At 38.9% G+C, this 22,835-nt stretch carries 17 protein-coding genes, 2 pseudogenes, 1 riboswitch and 1 other annotated feature; of the genes and pseudogenes, 2 read left to right on the top strand and 17 right to left on the bottom strand.

The genetic code is table 11. The annotated features are described in order from the left end of the window. Positions 1–44: 44 nt before the first annotated feature. Positions 45–222, bottom strand: a riboswitch (Lysine riboswitch). A gap of 107 nt (positions 223–329) precedes the next feature. The 13 genes and pseudogenes from uvrC to zapA form a co-directional block, all read right to left on the bottom strand. After that, positions 330–2,120: an excinuclease ABC subunit UvrC gene (uvrC, locus tag ACHZEU_RS20220; RefSeq protein WP_048393674.1), complete on the bottom strand. Its 1,791-nt coding sequence runs from the start codon at positions 2,118–2,120 to the stop codon at positions 330–332. Between the two features lie 124 nt (positions 2,121–2,244). Further along, the gene (gene trxA, locus ACHZEU_RS20215; RefSeq protein WP_004226420.1) at positions 2,245–2,556 is read right to left on the bottom strand and encodes a thioredoxin; all 312 of its coding nucleotides are present in this window, start codon (positions 2,554–2,556) and stop codon (positions 2,245–2,247) included. A gap of 121 nt (positions 2,557–2,677) precedes the next feature. After that, positions 2,678–3,994 (bottom strand): amino acid permease, encoded by a 1,317-nt coding sequence (locus ACHZEU_RS20210; protein ID WP_284705897.1) that lies wholly within the window; start codon positions 3,992–3,994, stop codon positions 2,678–2,680. Between the two features lie 91 nt (positions 3,995–4,085). After that, positions 4,086–4,319, bottom strand: a binding site (T-box leader). A 139-nt stretch (positions 4,320–4,458) separates the two neighbouring features. Next, positions 4,459–5,436: an electron transfer flavoprotein subunit alpha/FixB family protein gene (locus tag ACHZEU_RS20205; protein WP_054549982.1), complete on the bottom strand. Its 978-nt coding sequence runs from the start codon at positions 5,434–5,436 to the stop codon at positions 4,459–4,461. Positions 5,437–5,483: 47 nt separating this feature from the next. Next, a pseudogene (locus tag ACHZEU_RS20200) lies at positions 5,484–6,257 on the bottom strand (electron transfer flavoprotein subunit beta/FixA family protein). A 114-nt stretch (positions 6,258–6,371) separates the two neighbouring features. Beyond that, on the bottom strand, positions 6,372–7,145 hold the full coding sequence (locus ACHZEU_RS20195) for an enoyl-CoA hydratase (RefSeq protein WP_004226413.1): 774 nt from the start codon (positions 7,143–7,145) through the stop codon (positions 6,372–6,374). 14 nt (positions 7,146–7,159) lie between these two features. Beyond that, positions 7,160–7,825: a TetR/AcrR family transcriptional regulator gene (locus ACHZEU_RS20190; RefSeq protein WP_371824156.1), complete on the bottom strand. Its 666-nt coding sequence runs from the start codon at positions 7,823–7,825 to the stop codon at positions 7,160–7,162. A gap of 54 nt (positions 7,826–7,879) precedes the next feature. Beyond that, complete coding sequence (locus ACHZEU_RS20185) at positions 7,880–9,574, bottom strand: AMP-binding protein (RefSeq protein WP_404803694.1); 1,695 nt, start codon at positions 9,572–9,574, stop codon at positions 7,880–7,882. A gap of 447 nt (positions 9,575–10,021) precedes the next feature. Next, on the bottom strand, positions 10,022–10,435 hold the full coding sequence (locus ACHZEU_RS20180) for a DUF350 domain-containing protein (protein WP_008179180.1): 414 nt from the start codon (positions 10,433–10,435) through the stop codon (positions 10,022–10,024). A gap of 22 nt (positions 10,436–10,457) precedes the next feature. Then, positions 10,458–12,824 (bottom strand): annotated as a pseudogene (locus tag ACHZEU_RS20175) (endonuclease MutS2). An 18-nt stretch (positions 12,825–12,842) separates the two neighbouring features. Next, positions 12,843–14,552, bottom strand: coding sequence for a DNA polymerase/3'-5' exonuclease PolX (polX, locus tag ACHZEU_RS20170; protein ID WP_305193044.1), 1,710 nt, complete (start codon positions 14,550–14,552; stop codon positions 12,843–12,845). A 58-nt stretch (positions 14,553–14,610) separates the two neighbouring features. After that, positions 14,611–15,150 (bottom strand): CvpA family protein, encoded by a 540-nt coding sequence (locus ACHZEU_RS20165; RefSeq protein WP_004226395.1) that lies wholly within the window; start codon positions 15,148–15,150, stop codon positions 14,611–14,613. 5 nt (positions 15,151–15,155) lie between these two features. Beyond that, positions 15,156–15,416: a cell division protein ZapA gene (gene zapA / locus ACHZEU_RS20160; RefSeq protein WP_404803693.1), complete on the bottom strand. Its 261-nt coding sequence runs from the start codon at positions 15,414–15,416 to the stop codon at positions 15,156–15,158. A 135-nt stretch (positions 15,417–15,551) separates the two neighbouring features. On the opposite strand from zapA, the gene rnhC reads away from it, so the two are divergent. Then, on the top strand, positions 15,552–16,475 hold the full coding sequence (gene rnhC / locus ACHZEU_RS20155) for a ribonuclease HIII (RefSeq protein WP_103118620.1): 924 nt from the start codon (positions 15,552–15,554) through the stop codon (positions 16,473–16,475). 182 nt (positions 16,476–16,657) lie between these two features. Here rnhC and pheT read toward each other — a convergent pair whose 3' ends face one another. From pheT to ACHZEU_RS20140, 3 genes are all read right to left on the bottom strand, one after another. Further along, the gene (gene pheT / locus ACHZEU_RS20150; RefSeq protein WP_404803692.1) at positions 16,658–19,075 is read right to left on the bottom strand and encodes a phenylalanine--tRNA ligase subunit beta; all 2,418 of its coding nucleotides are present in this window, start codon (positions 19,073–19,075) and stop codon (positions 16,658–16,660) included. 12 nt (positions 19,076–19,087) lie between these two features. After that, positions 19,088–20,125 carry a phenylalanine--tRNA ligase subunit alpha gene (gene pheS / locus ACHZEU_RS20145; protein WP_404803691.1) on the bottom strand — a complete coding sequence of 346 codons (1,038 nt, stop codon included), beginning with the start codon at positions 20,123–20,125 and terminating at the stop codon, positions 19,088–19,090. A gap of 390 nt (positions 20,126–20,515) precedes the next feature. Continuing rightward, positions 20,516–21,280: an RNA methyltransferase gene (locus tag ACHZEU_RS20140; protein WP_319839464.1), complete on the bottom strand. Its 765-nt coding sequence runs from the start codon at positions 21,278–21,280 to the stop codon at positions 20,516–20,518. Between the two features lie 172 nt (positions 21,281–21,452). Between ACHZEU_RS20140 and ACHZEU_RS20135 the strand changes: the two genes are divergently transcribed. Next, the gene (locus ACHZEU_RS20135; RefSeq protein ID WP_048393654.1) at positions 21,453–21,848 is read left to right on the top strand and encodes a (deoxy)nucleoside triphosphate pyrophosphohydrolase; all 396 of its coding nucleotides are present in this window, start codon (positions 21,453–21,455) and stop codon (positions 21,846–21,848) included. Positions 21,849–21,855: 7 nt separating this feature from the next. Here the strand turns inward: ACHZEU_RS20135 and ACHZEU_RS20130 are convergent, their stop codons facing one another. Continuing rightward, the gene (locus ACHZEU_RS20130; protein ID WP_279495725.1) at positions 21,856–22,833 is read right to left on the bottom strand and encodes a sensor domain-containing diguanylate cyclase; all 978 of its coding nucleotides are present in this window, start codon (positions 22,831–22,833) and stop codon (positions 21,856–21,858) included. Between the last annotated feature and the right edge of the window lie 2 nt (positions 22,834–22,835).

Below are 22,835 nucleotides of genomic sequence, written 5' to 3'. Positions count from 1 at the left end.
ACGTGAAAGCTGCCTATAACATGTACAATAATCGTAACTTGCGCATGTGTGATAGCTCTCCGAAACGTTTAGAATCGACAGTCTTACATTTCTTAAATGCAAAACCAGTACAACAATGGAACAACAATCCTGTACTTCGGCAAGCTCCCCTTTCACACAATATCTCTGGACTTGTCCATCCTCCATCGTGTTACTCTTGAATCTTGCACCTCTATCATCACTTTAAAGTGAATGTATTCAATTCATTAAGCCTTTGCGTAAACAAACTAGTCACGCAGTTGACTCTTCATAACATTGAAAACAATGTTATTTATAACCATAGCACATGCCTATTCCTTTGACAATGATTGTTGCTGAAAATAGCTAAAAATTTGGCTTGCTAAATTAGCGGGCATCCCAGCCTCCTGTAATGCTAGCTCGCTCGCCTCTCGAATTTTTTTGACTGAACCGAAATGTTTAAGCAGCTGTTGCTTTCGTTTTGGTCCTACCCCTTCAATATGATCTAATACAGATTGAATGGCATGCTTCTCATGCTGTTGACGCAAGAAGGTAATAGCAAAGCGATGGACTTCGTCTTGAATTCGTTGTAATAAATAAAAGCCATCACTTGTACGTTTTAAGCTAATCACTTCTGGTGGATCACCAAACAAGAGCTGAGATGTATTATGCTTATCATCCTTGGCTAAACCAGCAATCGGTATAACAAGACCAAGCTCATCTTCTAGTACTTCACGGGCTACTTCCATTTGTCCCTTACCACCATCAATTAAGACTAAATCTGGTAATGGTAGTCCTTCCTTTAAAACACGTATATAGCGACGACGTATAACCTCCTGCATTGCACCGTAATCATCATGCTTGGCTGCTGTACGCGTTTTATATTTTCGGTACTCCTTTTTCGCAGGCTTCCCATCAATGAAAACAACCATAGCAGACACTGCATCCGTTCCATGCATATGACTATTATCAAAAGCTTCAATTCGTAAAGGTGTACTAATACCCATTGCTTCACCAAGTGCCTCACAAGCACCAATCGTACGTTCTTCCTGACGCTCTATTAGCTGGAATTTAGCTGCCACAGCAATTTCAGCATTTTTGGTAGCTAATTCAACCAATTCCTTCTTTTGACCTCTTTTCGGTGTGAGCACTTTAATTTCTAATAATTCTGTTAAGATAGCTGCATCAATGGCTTGTGGAATAAAAATTTCTTTTGGCTTAATATGCTCTGGCTTTTCATAAAAGCGCCCAACAAATGTTAAAAATTCTTCCTCTGCATCTTGATAGATGGGGAAAATTGAGACATCGCGCTCAATCAGCTTTCCTTGGCGTACAAAGAAAACCTGAACACACATCCATCCTTTTTCAACAGCATAGCCAAATACATCTCGATTTGTTGTATCACTTGAAACTATTTTTTGTTTCTGCATAACCGTATCAATATGGGCAATTTGGTCTCGGAATTCCTTCGCTCGCTCAAATTCCAGGTTTTCTGCAGCTGCTAGCATTTTAACTTCAAGCTCTTTTTTGACTGCCTCCACACCACCATTTAGAAACTTCGTCATATCCTCAATCATTTCTTGATAAACCTGACCTTCAATTTCCTTCACACAAGGTGCTAAGCATTGACCCATGTGATAGTACAAGCAAACCTTGGAAGGTAATTGTACACATTTGCGCAGCGGATACAATCGATCCAATAGCTTTTTCGTTTCACTTGCTGCATAGGCATTCGGATAAGGACCAAAATATTTTGCCTTATCCTTTTTTACCTTCCGTGTCGTAATCAGACGAGGATGTTTTTCATTCGTAATTTTTAAATATGGATAGGTCTTATCATCCGTTAACATGACATTATATTTTGGATCATGTAATTTGATGAGATTCAGCTCTAAAATAAGTGCTTCAATATTTGATGACGTTACAATATACTCAAAATCTTCTATTTCACCTACAAGCCTTTGCGTTTTCCCTTCATGTGTTCCCGTAAAATAAGAACGTACACGGTTTTTTAGAACTTTTGCTTTACCGACATAAATGATAGTCCCCTGTCGATCCTTCATCAAATAGCAGCCAGGTTGATCTGGTAAAATATCCAGTTTTCGCTTTATTAAATCGTTCATTACCTACCTGCCCCCCCTAAGTAAAMATTCCCCTCATTAGAATAATGTTAGTTATTTTCTTTATTATATAACGAAAAAAAGCCGAACACATCAATTGATGGCTCGGCTTTGTGAACTTCATTCATTACGCATGTTTTGCGATAAATGCTTCTAAAGCTTCTTTTGGTTGGAAGCCTACTGTTTTGTCAACTAATTCTCCATCTTTAAATAATAGTAAAGATGGGATTGACATAATTTGATACTGAGCTGCAGTACCTTGGTTATTGTCAACGTCAACTTTTACAATTTTAGCCGCACTACCTGCTGCGTCCATTTCTTCAAGAACTGGCCCAATCATTTTACATGGTCCGCACCAAGCAGCCCAAAAGTCTACTAGTACTAACCCTTCTTTAATATCGTCCTGGAACGTAGCATCTGTTGCATGTACAATTGCCATTTGAAATCCTCCTTAAACTTACTATGCTTGTAGTATAGCATGGATAAATTCACTTGAGCGAACAATCTGCCTACAATGTATTTTTTATGCAAATCTGTGTCGAAAAATCAATACACAGTCATTAATTGACTTGATAACGCCCCTTCAATACATAGGTTAACGTAATAAAAAGGTAAATAGCTAACGTAATGCCTGTCACAATAATAGATGTGGTGAAAATAATTCCGATGAGAATCGCACTTAACGCCAATATAGCTATCCAAGTCGTATAAGGGAACCATTTTACTTCATAGGCACTTGTGTGCTCTGCTTGTTTTTTACGTGATTTTAAATGTGCAATCGCAATAATTAACCAAATAAATAACACAGTATAACCAAGTGATCCCATTAGAAAATCAAATGTTTTGCTTCCCGCATATAAAGATAAAATGACCCCTAAATACATCGCTAAAGTACACATTAAAATAGCATATACTGGTACTTTTCGTTTCGATAAATAAGCAAAGATTTTAGGCACACGTCCATCTACAGCCTGTGTATATAGTACGCGTGATGATCCATACAGTCCTGAATTCATTGATGAAATAATGGCAAGTAAAACAACAGCGTTCATAATATGGTCTGCCCCTGGAATACCAACCATTTTAAAAACCATGACAAACGGGCTTTCAGGAACCCCATTTACTTCATTCCAAGGAATCAAGCTTACGATAATAAAGAATGGCAGTAAGTAAAAAGTAACAATACGTACTAATGTACTGCGAACAGCTTTTGGCACTACTTTTTCCGGATTTTTCGTTTCAGCTAATGTAATCCCGATGATTTCTGTCCCACCATAGGAGTAGATAACTACAAGCATTGCAGCAATTAATCCCGTCGAGCCATTAGGGAAAAACCCACCATGCTCCGTTAAGTTAGCAAAACCAACAGCACTATGATTTCCAAACGTCACAAGCAATAAAATAAGTCCTGCAATGATAAAGACAATAATAACAGTAATTTTGATTAATGCTAGCCAATATTCTGTTTCTGCAAAGATTTTTACGGATAATAAATTAATCGCTGTTACTAACACAGAAACAGATAGTGCCAGTATCCAAATTGGATATTCTGGTAACCAATATTGAATAAAGATAGCAGCCACGACAGACTCTGCTGCAATATTTAAAACCCACATTTTCCAGTAGATCCAATCTAGGAAATACGCAGGGTATTTACCTAACACGGATTGCACTAAATCTCTAAAGGTTCTTGCTTCTTTATTACGCACGGCCATTTCTGCTAAGCCTTGCATAACAAATAATAAAATAATGCCGCCGATTAAATACGCAATCAGCACAGATGGTCCTGCCATATCAATGGCTGCACTACTTCCTTTAAATAATCCCGCGCCAATGGCACCACCTAACGCCATCATCGTGATATGACGCGAGGTCATTGTTCTTGTTAATTGTTGCTTGTTTTTTTCCACTTTCTTACCTCCTAAATATCAAAAAAGCATACCATCTATTCCTTCATCATCAAATGAAAGAAGAGACGATATGCTATCAGCAAACCGCGGTACCACTCTAATTGGCTCTTGAGAACCCAGCTTAAAAAACCTTGTAACGAAGGTTAATCGTCAAACAAATAGAATAATCTGATAATTCTATTTGTGTTACCACTCCTAGGCAAGTTCAAAGTCTTAWWGGTSKRCGTCGCTTCAACCCGCAGCTCTCTTCACCGAATAACGAGCTTTTACTACTCCTAATCTTTGCGTTTCAAATCATTAATGTATCCATCACTATAATGTCTATCGTTAATTATGTCAATATTTTATTTTGCAATAATTTTCAAATAGTACTTTTTAAAATGGAAAGCAATATAAAAAAACAGGAAGGGTTATCCCTTCCTGCATCTGTATTACGCATTCACTTTTAATGCTTTAAATTCTTCAATTAGAAGCGGAATAACTTCAAATAAATCTCCTACGATACCATAATCCGCTACTTTGAAAATATTTGCTTCAGGATCTTTATTGATAGCAACAATGACTTTTGAATTGGACATTCCAGCTAAATGCTGAATTGCGCCCGAAATACCTGCTGCAATATAAAGATCTGGTGTTACAACCTTACCTGTTTGTCCGATTTGCAGCGAGTAATCACAGTATTCAGCGTCACATGCACCACGTGATGCACCTACTGCACCGCCTAGTAAATCAGCTAGCTCTTTTAATGGCTCAAAGCCTTCTTCTGACTTCACGCCACGACCACCTGCAACAACTACTTTCGCTTCTGAAAGATCTACACCTTCTGAAGATTTACGAACAACTTCTTTAATAATTGTGCGCAGATTTGTAATCTCTACAGAGATGGCAGACACATCACCTGTTTTACCTTCTGCTTTTTCTAAAGGTGTAATGTTATTTGGACGAATAGAAGCTAAGACAACGCCTTCTTTAACTTTTACTTTTTCAAAGGCTTTACCAGAGTAAATTGGTCGGATGAATACCACATCGTCGCCTGCACCTTCAATAGCAGTGACATCAGATACTAGACCTGCTTGCAATTTGCTTGCAATTTTTGGCGATAAATCTTTCCCATTTGCTGTATGACCAAAGACAATACCTGCTGGTTGTTCTTGCTCGATAACAGCTAATAGTGCTTGACTATAGCCATCAGATGTATATTGTTTTAAATGCGGGTGTTCCACTGTTACTACTCGATCAGCACCATATTCAAATAATGGACCTGTTAAACCTGCTACAGCATCCCCTAAAAGTACCCCAACAACTTCACCACCATCAGCGATTTGTTTTGCAGCTGCAATTGCTTCGAAAGAAACATTACGTAAGCTTCCTTCACGAACTTCACTTAATACTAATACTTTTTTTGACATAGCATATTCYCTCCGTTACCCTTTAAGATTCGATTGACATCAAATAATTAAACAACTTTTGCTTCCGTGTGAAGTAGATTTACCAGTTCTTTTGCTTGTGCAGAAAGGTCGCCTTCTAAAATACGGCCTGCTGCTTTTTGAGCTGGTAAGAAGATGTCTACGGTTTCAATCTTCACTTCTACATCATCTTCATCGATATCTAAATCATCTAACTCAAGCTCTGCAAGCGGTTTCTTTTTCGCTTTCATAATACCTGGTAGAGATGGGTAACGAGGCTCATTTAAACCTTGCTGAGCAGTTACTAATAACGGTAAAGAAGTTTCAATTACCTCTGAATCACCTTCGATATCGCGAACAATTTTCGCAGATGTTCCGTCAATTTCAAGTTTTGTAATCGTAGTTACATAATTCATATCCAATAAATCAGCAACACGTGGACCAACTTGCCCTGAACCACCATCAATCGCAACATTTCCTGTTAAAATTAAATCTGCATCTTTATCTTTTAAGTATTCTGCTAGTAGATAAGCTGSTSYMTKWTGKWCMWSSTSMKCTAMATCATCTTCTGTATTAATAAGCACTGCTTCGTCTGCTCCCATAGCAAGTGCTGTACGTAATTGCTTCTCTGCATCCTCGCCACCAATTGTCACCACTGTTACCTTACCACCAGCAGCATCGCGAACTTGGATTGCCTCTTCAATGGCATATTCATCATAAGGGTTGATAATGAATTCTGCGCCGTCCTCTTGGATTTTACCACCCGACACAACGATTTTTTCTTCTGTATCAAATGTGCGTTTAATTAATGCAAAAATGTTCATATATCCATACCTCCTGGAACGTTTTATAATTCTAAGTAAACTTATAAATATTATATATTTTCAGTTTCGATAACGCCGATAACATACTGAACGTTGCTATCGACATTTGGAAAATTATTTGCCAGTAAACACAGGCTCACGCTTTTCAATGAATGCTTGAATTCCTTCTTTGGCATCTTCTGTGACAAATACTGTCCCAAAAGATTTAGCCTCTGCTTCAATGCCTTCATAGAATGATGCATGCTTTGCATATTGCAATGTTTGAATAGCTGCTTTTAAAGCAATTGGGCTTTTCTTAGCAATGCTCTTAGCAATCTTTAACGTTTCTTCTAGCAATGCTTCGTCTGAGAATGAACGGTTTGCTAAGCCCCACTGAACAGCTTCATTACCAGAGATTGGTTCACTTGTAAACATCATTTCAGCAGCCTTTGCTACTCCAACATAGCGTGGTAAGCGCTGTGTACCACCAAAACCAGGAATAAGCCCTAATTGTAATTCAGGTAAACCTAATTTTGCTGATTCAGTGACAAATCGCATATGACAGCTCATTGCTAACTCAAGCCCTCCGCCTAATGCCGCACCATGGATGGCTGCAATTACAGGCTTAGAAAACGATTCAACACGCTCAAAAACCTGCTGCCCGTTGCTAGCTAGCTTTGTAAATTCCTCACCAGATTCTACCCCAATAAATTCTTTAATATCTGCCCCTGCAGAGAAGAAACGGCCTTCACCATGAAGTACAAGGACTCTTACAGCATCATCGTGTTCTACAGCATCAAGCACAGCGTTAACTTCTGCAATAATACCGCGAGATAATGCATTTGCTGGTGGACGTGCAATTGTAATAATCGCTACTCCATCTTCTACTTTCCAACTTAGAAATTCCATTTCTCCACATCCTTTTAAGCTTTAATGCCGTTCAGGATTAATGCCTGAACCTTTGGAACCTGTTCCATCAAATCATATCGATAGTCATTCATAACCCACGACGTAATAGTTTCATCAATTGTTCCAAAAACCATTTGTCGAGCCAAGCGTACATCCATCGTCTGATTGAACTCACCTGTAAGCATACCCTCGATTAAAATTTGATCAAGTAGCTGTAAATACTCGCGCAATACGGAATTAATTTTTAATCGTAAGTCTTTGTTTGACTGGCGAAGCTCTAATTGTGTGACAGTTGCTAGGTATCGATCTGTCGCTAGAACATTAAAATGATTTTCAATCATTCTTGAAAGTTTGTCTTTAGACGTACTCCCCTTTTCTATTATATCTTGTAATGACTCTACAAAAACAGCCATTTTTTCATTAAAGACAGAAATTAATATATCTTCTTTATTTTTAAAATATAAATAGATTGTTCCATCGGCCACCCCTGCCTGTTTGGCGATTTTCGATACTTGCGCTTGGTGATACCCATTTTCCGCAATAACGATGACAGCTGCATCAATAATTTGTTTATATTTTGGCTTATCTCGTTTCACTTTTATATCACCACCTAAAAAACATGCGCACGTCGATATGACGTGTAAACCTAAAAAAATATGAAAATATGAATGGTCATTCATTCATATTTTCATATTATATTTTACAGCATTGCTTGTCAATACTTTCACACGTATTTATTTCGCTTCTTTATTCGCTAATTTTGTTTTTTCTTCTTCAACTAACGTACGACGCAAAATTTTTCCTACAGCTGTTTTTGGCAGCTCTTCTCTAAATTCATAATAACGCGGAACTTTAAAAGCTGCTAGATGCTGACGGCAATATTTATTTAATTCGTCCTCAGTAATCGAATATCCTTCTTTTAATACAATATAAGCTTTAACTGTTTCACCACGATACGGATCAGGTATGCCTGCTACTACGCACTCTTGGATCTCTTCACGTTCATATAACACTTCTTCTACTTCACGTGGATAAATATTAAAGCCGCCTGCTATTATTAAATCTTTTTTACGATCTACTACATAGAAGAAGCCTTGCTCATCCATATAACCAAGATCACCTGTTAAAAACCAACCGTCAGCAAATGTCGCAGCTGTATCCTCTGGACGGTTCCAGTAGCCCTTCATTACTTGTGGTCCTTTAACAGCAATTTCACCAACTTCACCAATAGGTAGCTCTTCTGTATCACCTGTACGTAAAATAACCGCTTCTGTATTTGGCCAAGGTAAACCAATCGAGCCAATCACCCGCTTCCCCCAAATTGGCGTAGCATGTGTTACAGGTGAGGTTTCTGTTAACCCATATCCTTCTACTAGCTTTCCACCAGTCACTGCCTCAAACTTCTCTTGCACTTCAATCGGCAATGAAGCAGAGCCACTTAGGCATGCCTTAATGGATGATAAATCATAATTCGCAATGTCTGGGTGATTTAAAAGGCCGATGTATAAGGTTGGTGCGCCGGGGAACAGTGTTGGTTTTTGTTTATCAATCGTCTTTAATGCCGTTTCAGCATCAAACTTCGGTAAAAGCACCATTCTATTTTGAGTAAATACAGATAAAAGCATAACAGTTGTCATGCCATAGACGTGGAAGAATGGTAGAATGCCCATAATGGTTTCTTCACCATGAACACATTTATACATCCAAGCATCACACATTGTCGTATTGGCAATTAAATTTTTATGGGTCAGCATAACGCCTTTTGGAAAACCTGTTGTCCCTCCCGTATATTGAAGGAGTGCTAGGTCTTCTTCAAAATCAAATGGCATATTGTCAATTATCTTAATTGGTGCTGAACGCATAATTTCTGAAAACAGATGATTTTGGCCGCTATGTTCAACCTTGACACTAAAGCCATACTGCTTTTTTTGAATAAATGGATAGACTAAATTTTTTGGGAATGGTAAATAATCTTTAATAGCTGTCACAATGACATTTTCAAGAGCTGTCTCTTTCATAATTTTCATGACTCTCGGATATAAAATATCCATTACGAGAATAACCTTTGCTCCTGAATMAGCCATTTGATATTGAAGCTCACGTTCAGTATAAAGTGGATTTGTTTGTACTACAACAGCACCTGCATACATGGCACCATAGTAAGCGATTACACTTTGTGGCGTGTTAGGCAGCATAATTGCTACTCGATCTCCCTTTTCCACACCTAGTGCTTGTAAATAGTTTGCGAACCTTAAAGCTGACTCATATAGCTCGGTGTACGTCAAATCCTTTCCCATAAAATGAATCGCTACTTTGGWTGGATTCTTTTTATAGGCACGTGTCAAAAACTCTTGCACTGGAATTTCCTCAAACGTTAAAGACGATGGTACTTCTTCAGGATAATTTGCTAGCCATGGTTTTGCTGTCATACGTMYTCTCCCCTTTGTCCCAAACTTTGTCAATTCTTATATTTAKTATAATGAAAAAGAAATACAGTTTCAAACAGAAAATAGAAWATAAATGCATTTTCGAKTAATTATTATGCAATTAACAACAKTAATATGATTGGTATTTATCRGTATTTATTTGAATACACCTTATGAATGCTCGTTCATTCTTGAGTCACTCCATAAAAAAATAATGAGCATATTCCTATATTATAAAAATAATTTTTCTACCCTTTAATAGAGTTATATGAAAGAAARTTAATAGGTTGTAGTAGAAATTTATGCTATGTACAATTAACAAAAAACGCATCCTCATAAAGAGAATGCGTTTTTTATTTAAATCGTTAACATATAGTAGACACCTACTGCCAAAAATGCAATACAGACAACGATTAGTACTTTTGCTAATTTTTCCATGTCATGACACTCCTATGCAATACTTGCCCCAATTACAAACGAAAGACCAACTGAAATGGTAAAGGAAATGAAACCAACTGAGCGATTATCATTGGCAATCTCTTGATCAACGTTAAAACGAGGTGTCATAAATTCAAATAAAAAATACGCTACAATCAATAATGTAAAGCCAAAAAGGCCCCAACCGATCATTTCACTTAATGTACTATGACGTGCAATGGAAAAGCGGAAGATATTACAAATCCCTAGTATTTTTCCACCTGTTGCAAGAGCCACAGCGACATTACCTTTTTTAATTTCTTCCCAATTTTTATATTTCGTAACGACTTCGAACAATGCCATCGAGACGACTAAACATAATACTACAACACTAAAATATCCTGCCGTTTCGATAATTGGATATCGCCAAAAGCCAGAATTCAGCATTTTTCTCCGTCCCCTTTATAGCTTATTTCAATTCAACAATTGTGACGCCTAAGCCCCCTTCACCGGCTTCACCAAAACGGAAGGATTTTACGCGCTTATGCTTTTTCAAATAGCTTTGAATACCTTGACGTAAAGCCCCTGTACCAACTCCATGAATAATGGACACACGACCATAATTAGAGAGTAATGCATCATCAATATATTTCTCTGTTCTTACGATTGCATCCTCATAGCGTTCACCACGTAAATCTAATTCTAGTTTCACATGACTATTTCGATTTTTCACACCAGCTGTTCGTAATACAGGCTCTTTTTCAGGTTTAATATATTCCAAATCACTATCTGAGATTTTCATTTTTAAAATCCCCATTTGGACAACCCATTCGGTATTCGACACCTTTTCTAACAAAGTACCTCGTTGACCATAGCTTAACACCTTTACCTCGTCTCCGACAACTAAGTTTTGTGCACGAGCTTTKACTTGTSCCGCCTTTTTTAGCACTTTATTGTCTTCWMKTGKTKTTKCTTCTTCCAAGMGTTTACGTGCTTCAATCAATTCATGCTCCTTKACAACTTGATCAGCATTYTTACGCATTTCTCGAAGCTCTGCAATAATCGCTTCTGCTTCACGTTTTGCTTCATCAACAATTTTACGCGCCTTTTCCTTTGCCTTCTTATCAAGCGCCTCTTTACGCTCCTCATAGGCTTGCAATTTATCTTGAAGCTCTTTACGTAATGTTTCTGATTCTAATAGCAATGCATGCGAACGCTCTGCATCATCTTCAGATTGGCGACGTGTTTCTTCCAATGAGGCAATCATCGATTCAACCTCATGTCGATCGGTTCCAGTAAAGCCTTTAGCACGATCAATAATGGATTCAGGTAAACCAAGACGACTGGAAATTTCAAATGCATTTGAGCGCCCAGGTACACCGATAAGTAGACGGTAGGTCGGGCTCAAAGTTTCAATATCAAATTCTACACTGGCATTGGCTACACCTGGTCGATTATAGCCATAAGCTTTTAGCTCAGGATAGTGAGTTGTAGCCATTACACGAGCACCGCGCCCATGTACTTCGTCTAAGATTGAGATGGCTAAGGCTGCCCCTTCCTGTGGGTCAGTACCTGCCCCTAACTCATCAAAAAGAACAAGTGATTCGTGATCAAATTTTTGTAGGATGTCAACAATATTAACCATATGGGACGAGAACGTAGAAAGTGACTGCTCAATTGATTGCTCATCACCAATATCGGCAAATAATTGCTCAAATACAGCAAGTTCTGAGCCATCTAATGCTGGCACAGGTAATCCAGCTTGTGCCATTAATGTACACAGACCAACCGTTTTTAATGTCACCGTTTTACCACCTGTATTAGGACCTGTAATGACAATAGCTGTAATGTCTTTACCAAATTCAATATCATTTGGAATAGCTGATTCTATTGGTAGTAGTGGATGACGTGCACGTATTAGTCGGATATAGCCATCCTGATTCATTTTAGGCATTGTACATTTATTGGCTTGGCCATATTTGCCCTTTGCTAAAATGACATCGATATCGCCTAATACCTTCACTAAGTTAAATAAATCTGATGCTACTTCTTGCACCATTGCACTTAATGCTAGTAAAATACGTTCAATTTCTGCCTGCTCTTTCATTTTCAAGCGATGAATTTCATTGTTTGCTTGGACAACAGAATCTGGCTCAATAAATAAGGTTTGACCAGAAGAAGATTGGTCATGGACAATCCCACCATAGTGGTGACGATATTCCTGCTTTACGGGAATAACAAAGCGATCATTACGAATTGTCACAAGTGTATCAGAAAGCATTTTCGCTGCATTACTTCCCCGAATTAAACTTTCCAGCTTAGAGCGGACTTTCCCTTCTTCAGCACGCAAAGATTGGCGAATAGAGCGCAATGTTTGACTAGCAGAATCTAAGACAGCTCCATTGTCGTCAATACAGTTATTAATTTCATGTTGCAATCCTGTTAGGACAGGCATTGCTTCCTTTTTCGAGATGAAATGGGGAATATCAATCACTTCATCGGCTTCTAAATCTTCAATAAAATTACGTAGAATTCGGCTTGCTCGAATCGTGCTCGAAATTTCCATTAGTTCTACTGCTGCTAACATGCCTCCTATTTGAGCACGTCTGGCAGAGGGACGGAACTCATAAATTCCTGCCATTGGAACATTGCCCTGCACAAGCAAAATGGAAAGTCCCTCATACATTTCCTCTAGTAAGTGTACTACGTTATCAAAATGTGTTTGTGGCACAAGCTGCTCAATGGCGGATCAAGCAATGGAGGAAGTACAATAGGAAGCCACTTGTTGCCTAACTTTATCGTATTCTAGTGTTTTCAATGCGCGTTCTGCAATCACTGAGAACACCTCCTCAGCCTATTTATTTCGTTGTATGAACGCTTCAAACTGTTCACGCGTCCATGTATTCACAATCATATCTTTCGGTAACCATGCTCTATTTGCATAGCGAACCCCAATATCCATAAAACGTAAATGTGCAATATCATGCGCATCTGTGTTGATGGCTACTGGCACACCTGCAGCGCATGCCATTTCTAAATGTTCTACACATAAATCGAGACGATACGGATTTGCATTTAACTCTAAAATTTTACCATATTCCTTTGCCCAGGCAATTAACTGTTTCATATCAGGATTATAACCATCGCGATCTTCAATAATTCGACCAGTCGGATGGGCAATCATATGAACATAGGGATTTTGCATAGCTGTTAGTAAACGTGCCATAATTTTATCTTGTGATTGTGTAAAACTAGAATGAATGGAAGCAATAACAAAATCGAGCTCTTTTAACACCTGATCTTCGAAATCAAGGGAGCCGTCTGGTAAAATATCCATCTCCGTCCCTTTAAACAAATGAAAATCTGGATGTGTTGCATTAAATGCCTCAATTTCTACACGTTGCTTTTCTAAACGCTCCGGTGTTAATCCATTTGCTACTTTTAGGAATTGCGAATGGTCTGTAATAACGCTATATTGATAGCCCCGTGCTAGTAACGCCTCGCCCATTTCTGCAACAGAGTATGCACCATCTGACCATGTTGTATGCATATGCAAATCAGCTTTAATATCCTCTAGTCGAACTAAGTTTTGAATTATGTTTGTTTTGTCAAATTCTGCTGTTCCTGTCCGTAAGCTCGGTGGAATCCAAGGTAGATCAAAATGAGCGAAAAATGCTGCCTCGTCTTGGAACGTCAAAACGGTACCATCTTCCTGTTCCACACCATATTCACTTATTTTTTCACCACGGGCTTTGGCAATTTGCCGCATACGAACATTATGATCTTTTGAACCTGTGAAATGATGCAACGCAGTCGCATATTCATTATCTTTCACTAAACGGAAATCAACGCTAACTGGTTCATCTAAGTCTAAAATCACCGAAATTTTTGTATCCCCTGCCGCCACGACTTCTTGAATGGCCAAGCTATTTAACAAGTTTTCGCGTACTTCCTCAACTGCTTCTGTCACAACAATAAAATCAATATCTTTGCTAGTTTCTAACGCTCGACGGAAACTCCCAGCAACTGAAAACCGGTCTACTTCCTTCATACTACCTAGAAGCGCCTCAATTTGTAAAACCACAGGCTCAAGCTGCCAAATTGGTAGTCGTTCTGAACGATTTGCTAAATTGGCTAGCTCCTTTAAAATCTTCTCCTCAGTTTTTACAGCAAATCCAGCTAATTCACGTACTTTTCCTGCCTCACAAGCTGCCTTCAAGCTTTCTGCAGAGTCAATACCAAGCTCTTGGTGTAGTTTCGCAATTTTTTTTCCTCCCAAGCCAGGTAATTTTAGCAATGGCAGTAACCCTTTAGGTACAATTTCTTCTAACTCCTTTAACAAACTCGATTCACCAGTTAACATTAAGTCCTCTATTACAGCAGCAGTACCCTTGCCAATACCTTTGAGTTTTGTTACATCATCCATTTCGCTTAATGAACGCTCGTCCCCCTCTAGTGCTGCCGCAGCCTTTCGAAAGGCTGATACCTTGAATGGATTTTCTCCCTGTAGTTCCATATATAAAGCAATTTTTTCGAGTGTGCGAATAATTGTTTTTTTATTCATTGGTAATTCCTCCTATCGTAAAAACACTTCCCTCAAGACAGAGAGAAGTGCACAGTTACTATTGCATATAAATATACCACCAGTTTTGGAACATCTTTGTAATAATTGGTGTATGCTCCAACATAAGACCACTTAACAATGACTTCGACATTAAATTTTGTATGGCATCTACTGGTAATAAGGCGCACACATATAGCAAAATAAACATAATTAAATAGTTTTCAATCATGCCAAGTAACGCCCCAAGCCAACGATTCACTGTATTTAGCACCGGCAAATACGCGATAAAGTCAAATATCGATGCCACGATTTGCAACGTTATTTTTACTGCAAAGAAAATAACAGCAAAGGCAATTACCCGATAAAAGGTGCGGTCTAAATCTAGACTATCAATGACAACGCCAAGGCTACCTGTGTCAGTGACACCTGGATACGGAACCCAAAATACAAATTTTTGTGCTAATGGCTTATAATAAATATACGCAACAATTAGGGCTACTACAAAGCTGACAATATGCATCATCTGTACAATAAAACCTCGTTTTGCACCGACGCCTATACCAGCTAACAGTACCACTAATATGATTAAATCTAACATTCTCTTCAACCCTTTAACTTTTTCAATTCTTCTTCTAATTGCTCCATTCGTTCTTTTAATAGTAAATAATCATGAACTGTATTTACTGCTGTCAGAACAGCAAGTTTTGTGCTATCAAGTGAGGGATTATGTACGTTCATCTCGCGCATACGGTCATCAACAATCGAAGCAACAWGTCRCATATGGCCAATGGATTCAGAGCCGACCATTTTATATGTATGACCATATATTTCAACAGAAATTTTATTCTTTTCTTGTTTTTCCATAGTCGCACCCTCCTATAAATTCGATGCACACACGATTTTAGAGGCTTGTGAGCACCATCACACAAAAAAGCTATTTATTATCATACCATGAAAGGTATAAAATTGTGAACAACGAGGACAGAAAGGAACGATTAAATGGCAAATATTGTTCTTTCCATTTCAACAAATATTCAAAAAGAGGTGATGGCTTACTATGCATCGCACTTTATAGAACGAAAGGCTCCGGGAGTCATTTTTGCGGCAAAACTACCAGATACAGCCATAACTATGTATAAATCAGGCAAATTAATGTTTCAGGGGGGCGGTGCTGAACGTGAGGCAGCACGTTGGGGAACTGTTGAAAAAACTGCTACTCCACTCTCCACTATCGGGGCAAAAGGGGATGTACTGCCTAACAATTTCGCAACCATGTCTGTCTTAGGCTCAGACGAAACAGGCACAGGTGATTATTTTGGTCCAATCACTGTAGCAGCAGTATATGTACCTACTTCCAAAATCGAACTCATGAATGAGCTTGGCGTAAAAGATTCAAAAATGCTAACAGATGACTATATGAGGAAAATTGCACCTGATTTGCGTGCAGCCTGTGTCCATAGTGTTCTCGTCTTACGCAACGAGAAATATAACAACTTACAAGCGAAAGGCTATTCCCAAGGTAAAATGAAAGCCATGATGCATAACAAGGCACTACAAAACACACTATCAAAAATGGCACCTGAAAAACCTGAATTTATCTTAATCGACCAGTTTGCTGAACGTGGTGTCTATTACAATTATTTAAAAAATGAACGTGAACTTGTACAAGAGAATGTCTACTTTTCTACTAAAGCAGAACAATTACATGTAGCTGTGGCTACAGCATCTATTTTAGCTCGTGCTGCCTTTTTAAAGGAAATGGACCGTTTGAGTGACATTACAGGGCTTACATTAATGAAGGGCGCCTCTAACAAGGTAGATGTGCAAGCAGCCCGAATCTGGCGTAATCAGGGCGAAGAATTTCTACGCTCCATCACAAAATGGCATTTCGCCAACACTGATAAAGCACGGAAGATGAAGTAAATCATACTATTGGTTGCTTAAAAAAGCTTTTTTGGGGTTCCTGATGAGCGTGAGACGCATTAGGAACCTTTTTGAGCGCTTTCCTCATTTTTTGGATCATTCATTCTTCACCTTTTGGATCATCATCTTCACCATTCTCAAACAAAAAAAGACTGCCTCGTAAGACAGTCTTTTTTCATATATTAGCGTACTTCTGTGCCTGCAATCGTAGCAATGGCTTTTAACACTTTGTTATGTGCGGCCACTACTTCTTCGTCTGTTAAAGTACGTTCTGGATCAAAGTATGTGAGTGAGAAGGCAACCGATTTTTTACCTGCTTCCATTTTCTCCCCTTCGTAAACATCGAATACGCGGATATCTTTTAATAGTTTCACACCCGCTGCATCAATAGCTTCCATTACTTCGCCCGCTGTTGTTGTACGGTCCATTATAAGAGCGATATCGCGAGACATAGCTGGKAAACGAGGTACTGGTGTATAGGCAAGTGGTGCTTCTTGTGCCGTTGCACTTAATAGCGCCACTAAATTCATTTCCATTACATACGTGTCTTTTACACCCCATGCTTTTTGCTCTGCTGGGTGAAGTCCACCAATGATGCCGACTTGCTTGCCATCCAATAAAATGCTAGCCGTACGACCTGGATGTAAGCCATCCACTTGTGATTTCACAAATGTCATGCGATTTGCTAAGCCAAGTTTGCCAATGACACCTTCGATGATACCTTTTAGCACAAAGAAATCTACAGCTTTTTTCTCACCTTGCCAAGCATGGTCTAGCCATTTGCCAGTTAGTACTGCTGCCACATGCTCTTCCTCATATGGTTGCCCCTCATCTGATTGACCAAGGAACACGGAGCCAATTTCATATAAAGCCACGCCTTCAGCTTGACGYBYAVAATTATAAGCMGCMGCTTCGRTTAAATGTGGAATANGGCTTTGACGTAATGTAGRACGCTCCTCASTCAWTGGCATAAGCAAGCGAGTTACCGGCTCTGCTTTCAAAGCAAAACGTTGTGACAATGCATCCGACGTTAACGAATAAGTTACCGCTTGATACAGGCCAGCCCCTTCCATGTAATGACGAACAACACGTCGATTTGCTTGGTAAGGTGATAAATTACCTACTTGTGTTGCACCCTCTGGTAATGTCATTGGAATTTCATCATAACCATAAAGACGAGCAATTTCCTCCACGATATCCTCTTCAATTTTAATATCTTGGCGACGTGTTGGTGCATCAATAATTAATAAACCATTTGCTGCCTCTACACCAAATTTTAAACGCTCTAAAATAGAAAGCATATCTTCTAATGCAATCTTCATACCTAAACGTTCATTAATAAAATCTGGGGAAACGACTACTCGCGCTGGTGTTTTATCTAACTCATCTACTAAACATGTACCTTCTAATACTTCGCCTCCTGCTAATTCAGCAAGTAGAGCAGCAGCACGTTCAGCAGCTGGTAAGACMCGATTTGGGTCTACCCCTTTTTCGAAACGAGCCGATGCATCTGAACGTAGGCCAAGATGACGAGACGTTTGACGCACTGTTAAACCATCAAAATVGGCTGATTCAATGACAACAGTCGTTGTTGAATCTGTTAMCTCTGAATTAGCACCACCCATTACACCAGCAATGGCTACTGKCTCTTTGCCATTTGTAATGACTAAATCTGAAGCTTTTAATGTACGTTCTTGGTCATCTAATGTTGTAATTTTTTCACCTTCTGTTGCTTTACGAACAACGATTTCACCCGTTGCTAGGCTATCATAGTCAAAAGCATGMARAGGTTGACCATATTCCATTAATACATAGTTCGTTACATCTACGACATTATTGTGTGGACGTACTCCCGCAGCCATTAGACGATTTTGTMGCCACATTGGTGATTCACCGATTYTTACGTTTTTCACAACTTTTRCTACATACATAGGATTTGCTTGTAAATCTTCTACATGAAGCTTCAGGTAATCCTGTGCTTTTTCACTAGCAGTTTGATAGGAAATTTCTGGATATTTAATTTCCTCTGAAAGAATVGCACCTACTTCATATGCTACACCTAGCATTGAAAGAGCATCTKAGMGGTTTGGTGTTAGTCCTAACTCCAACACTGTATCACGTAGGCCCAATATAGCCAGTGCATCTGTGCCTACTTCTGCATCTGCTGGTAGGACAAAGATACCTTCTGAATACGCCTTAGGAACAAGCTTTCCTTCGATTCCAAGCTCTTGTAAGGAACAAATCATTCCGTTCGATTCATGACCGCGAAGTTTTGCTTTTTTGMTTTTAATGCCACCTGGTAAATGTGCACCTGGACGAGCAACAATGACTTTCTGACCAGCATCAACATTCGGTGCACCACAAATTATTTGTTGGGGCTCTGCTTCGCCAACGTCAACTTGGCAAATATTTAACTTATCAGCCTCTGGATGTTTCTCCTTAGAAACTACATAACCAACTACAACTTTATCCATAGCATTAGCACGATCAATTACTGCATCTACTTCGATCCCAGAGCGTGTAATTTTTTCTGCTAATAGCTCAGGTGCTAAGTCCTGCGTATTGATATAATCTTTTAACCATTCTAATGATACTAACATGTTTTATCCCCCTTACGCTTCTGTTCGCTCGAATTGTGATAAGAAGCGAGTGTCACTTGTATAGAAATGACGAATATCGTCAACACCATATTTCAACATCGCAATACGTTCTGCACCAATACCAAATGCAAATCCAGAAACTTTCTTTGGATCATAGCCAGCCATTTCTAATACGTTTGGATGCACCATACCTGCTCCTAGAATCTCAATCCAGCCAGTGCCCTTACATACGTTACAGCCTGCTCCACCACATTTGAAACAAGAGATATCCATCTCTACTGATGGCTCAGTAAATGGGAAGAAGCTCGGACGTAKTCGAATTTCGCGGTCCGCACCAAACATTTTTTTCGCTAACGTATCTAATGTTCCTTTTAGGTCACTCATGCGAATATTTTCGCCAATGACTAAACCTTCAATTTGCATAAACTGATGTGAATGTGTTGCATCATCATTATCACGTCGGAATACTTTACCAGGACAAATTATGCGAATCGATTCACCTTTTTTGGCTTCCATCGTACGAGCCTGTACTGGTGAAGTATGGGTACGTAATAATATTTCCTCGGAAATATAGAACGAATCTTGCATATCACGAGCTGGATGACCTTTTGGTAAATTTAGTGCTTCAAAGTTATAGTAATCCTTCTCCACTTCTGGACCTTCAGCAATTTCATAGCCCATTCCAATAAATAAATCTTCAATTTCTTCAATGACACGTGTTAAAGGGTGACGGTTCCCCACTTTAATTTCACGACCTGGTAAAGTGACATCAATCGACTCACTCGCTAATTTTTCAGCAATGGCTGCCTCTTCCAACACGGTAATCTTTGTTTCTAATACTGCCGTTACATTTTCACGAACATTATTCACTAAAGCACCCATTTTCGGACGTTCTTCAGCTGATAATTTGCCCATCCCTTTTAGTAAATCAGTGATAGGTCCTTTTTTTCCTAAATACGCAACACGTACTTCATTCAATTCTTTTAAATTTGCAGCTGCTTCAATTTTAGCAAGTGCTTCTTGCTCTAATTGTTTTAATTGCTCTTCCATGTTAAAACCTCCTCAGAAAATAAATGCCTGCTTTTTAGGCATAAAAAAACTCGCCCCTAAAAAGGGACGAGGACATTTTCGCGGTACCACCCTAGTTATTGCAAAGCAAAGCCTTACAATCACTTCATTGACATAACGACTTGATAAAGCCGGCTTACCTTTACAGCAGTACACTGGTCCCGGTAGCTGCTCGCGGGCTGAATTCAAAACTGCATTGATACGGCGTTGGCTCTCAATCTCTGGCCTACGCTCCCTGTCGTCCATTCACAATCTTTACTACTTCCCGGTCAAAGCATTTATTATTTAAACATACATTTTAGAATAAATTATACAATAATGGACTGTAGCAAATCAAGAGACAACTGCCTCAATCCCACAATGAGCAATTAATTATTTGGCAAAGCCATATAAAACAATACCTGTTGCTACTGCGACGTTTAATGATTCGGCCTGTCCAAAAAGAGGAATGATCATATTTTGATCTGTCATCGCTAATAACTGAGGCTGAATGCCACTTCCTTCATTCCCCATAATAATCGCAAATGCACCCGTATGCTGAATATCACTATACGGCACCGCTTCCTCATCTAATGCAGTACCAAATACTGGTACACCTTGATCCTGTAATTTATCTATCCATTCTGCTAAATCTCCACGCACTACCGGAATATGGAAATGCGAACCTTGAGCAGCACGTAGTGTTTTAGGGTTATAAAGATCGGCACAGCCTTTTCCTAAAATTACAGCATCTAAACCTGCAGCATCTGCTGTACGAATCATTGTTCCAATGTTACCAGGATCTTGGACAGCATCAATTAATAACACTTTTCGCCAAGTAGTCATCACATTATCCTCTAAGACGGGCTGTTTACATACAGCAAAAACACCTTGGGAAGTTTCTGTCTCCGCAAATTCCTTCGCTACCGCAGTCGATACCTCTACAATAGCTATATCATCGATTGGCCATAACATTGGCAAATCGATACCTTCACGCACTATAATTTGTAATACTTGGTTTTTATTTTTTAATGCTTCTTCAACAAGATGAAAGCCCTCTACTAGGAATTCACCCGAACGTTCACGCTCTTTTCTTGTTGTCGCTAACTTTTTCCAATATTTCACTAATGCATTTTGCGTAGATTCAATTCTCTTCATCGCTACCTCTTACCGCCTTTTTCCTATATATTGACCACTATTATACCCTACGAAATAGCAAATTTCATAACTAAGTAAGAAAACTGTTATTTTCCTGTGGTGGCAAGTGGCGTACAACTTAAACATGCTATAATCATACATATCTAACGAAGACACAAAGTGAGGTATATAAATGAAAAAAACAATACATGTAGTAGGGGCTATAATTGAAAATGAGCAACAAGAAATTTTCTGTGCTTTAAGAAACCCCCAAATGGTATTAGCAAATTATTGGGAATTCCCTGGCGGTAAAATAGAGCAGGGTGAAACACCAAAACAGGCACTTTCTCGAGAAATTCTTGAGGAATTTAACTGTACGATTCAAGTAGGTAAACAAGTGGCTGTAACACTCCATGAATACGAACAATTTTTCGTTCATTTAGAAACATACAAAGCTTCAATTATTAAAGGCACACCCCAAATTCTAGAACATGCTGAAGCAAGATGGGTTCCCCGCAACCAATTGCTTGACCTTCCATTTGCTCCAGCAGATCTTCCTTCTATTCAAAAATTAATGGCGGAATTGTAAAGGCTAGTCACTTTATCTCATGAAAATGAGTGACTTTGTTTCGTCCGTGCTCTTTCGATCCATACAGTGCTTTATCTGCTTTTTTTATCAATGTCGTCTCTGTATCTTCTGAAGTTACTGTGGCAATTCCCATACTGATCATAAGACTGCCTGTTGGCCAACCATCCTGCTCCACGGTGTGTCTAATTTTTTCGCCGATTTCTTTTGCCGCAGGTATCTCGGTCTCAGGTAGGATGATAATAAACTCCTCCCCACCATAACGAGCGACGATATCTTCTAGACGTACTTGTATTTGTAATAGTTGTGCCAATTGTACGAGGACATCGTCTCCAACTTGATGACCATATGTATCATTGACCTTTTTGAAATGATCGATATCTAAAATGCATAACGAAAAAGTTTCTGCTGTCTCATGAAAATGATTAAAATGTTTTTCGAGTTGTTCCTGGAAAAATCTCCTGTTTTTCAAGCCGGTCAGTTTATCAGTCATTGATAATTCTACTAAAGCAGCATTCATTTCCAATAATTTCGCCTGCTGATGTTCTATTTCAACATGAATTTGCTCCAAATTAGCTAATGCACGATCCTTTTCTTGATAGGCAGCCTCAAGTAGTTTTTTGGCTGATCGTAATTCTTGTTCATAATCTATGCGCTTTTTCATCTTTACTAAAATACAATCAATGCGCTCTACCAAATCCTCTTTGTATAATTTGGCATTCATTAAAAACGGAACCGACATTCCGTCCTTCTGTTTAAGATGAATGAATAATTCCTCTACTTGCCCCTCTAGATTAATCATAGGATAAAAATAAGAGTGAAAAATCATCTTATTGGGCGTAGATAGAAGAATTTCTAGATGCATATGTAATAATTCCTCTTGCTCATAGCCGATCCAATCTAGCAGGGTTCGATTGATTTCTGAAATAAGCCCTTCATGTGTGATGGAAAGAAATCCACATGGTGCATTGTTGAGTCGTTTTTCCATTG

Origin of the sequence: Lysinibacillus sp. S1 (genome assembly GCF_044986265.1) — a bacterium.
Classification (GTDB): domain Bacteria; phylum Bacillota; class Bacilli; order Bacillales_A; family Planococcaceae; genus Lysinibacillus; species Lysinibacillus capsici.
The sequence above is the reverse complement of the archived record's forward strand: the minus strand, read 5'-3'. Positions and strand labels throughout refer to the sequence as shown.

Bases quoted from the DNA above. Each gene is read 5' to 3' on its own strand.
- uvrC (WP_048393674.1), bottom strand. From the start codon at position 2,120: ATGAACGATTTAATAAAGCGAAAACTGGATATTTTACCAGATCAACCT.
- trxA (WP_004226420.1), bottom strand. From the start codon at position 2,556: ATGGCAATTGTACATGCAACAGATGCTACGTTCCAGGACGATATTAAA.
- ACHZEU_RS20210 (WP_284705897.1), bottom strand. From the start codon at position 3,994: ATGACCTCGCGTCATATCACGATGATGGCGTTAGGTGGTGCCATTGGC.
- ACHZEU_RS20205 (WP_054549982.1), bottom strand. From the start codon at position 5,436: ATGTCAAAAAAAGTATTAGTATTAAGTGAAGTTCGTGAAGGAAGCTTA.
- ACHZEU_RS20195 (WP_004226413.1), bottom strand. From the start codon at position 7,145: ATGGAATTTCTAAGTTGGAAAGTAGAAGATGGAGTAGCGATTATTACA.
- ACHZEU_RS20190 (WP_371824156.1), bottom strand. From the start codon at position 7,825: ATGAATGACCATTCATATTTTCATATTTTTTTAGGTTTACACGTCATA.
- ACHZEU_RS20180 (WP_008179180.1), bottom strand. From the start codon at position 10,435: ATGCTGAATTCTGGCTTTTGGCGATATCCAATTATCGAAACGGCAGGA.
- polX (WP_305193044.1), bottom strand. From the start codon at position 14,552: ATGAATAAAAAAACAATTATTCGCACACTCGAAAAAATTGCTTTATAT.
- ACHZEU_RS20165 (WP_004226395.1), bottom strand. From the start codon at position 15,150: ATGTTAGATTTAATCATATTAGTGGTACTGTTAGCTGGTATAGGCGTC.
- rnhC (WP_103118620.1), top strand. From the start codon at position 15,552: ATGGCAAATATTGTTCTTTCCATTTCAACAAATATTCAAAAAGAGGTG.
- ACHZEU_RS20140 (WP_319839464.1), bottom strand. From the start codon at position 21,280: ATGAAGAGAATTGAATCTACGCAAAATGCATTAGTGAAATATTGGAAA.
- ACHZEU_RS20135 (WP_048393654.1), top strand. From the start codon at position 21,453: ATGAAAAAAACAATACATGTAGTAGGGGCTATAATTGAAAATGAGCAA.
- ACHZEU_RS20130 (WP_279495725.1), bottom strand. From the start codon at position 22,833: ATGGAAAAACGACTCAACAATGCACCATGTGGATTTCTTTCCATCACA.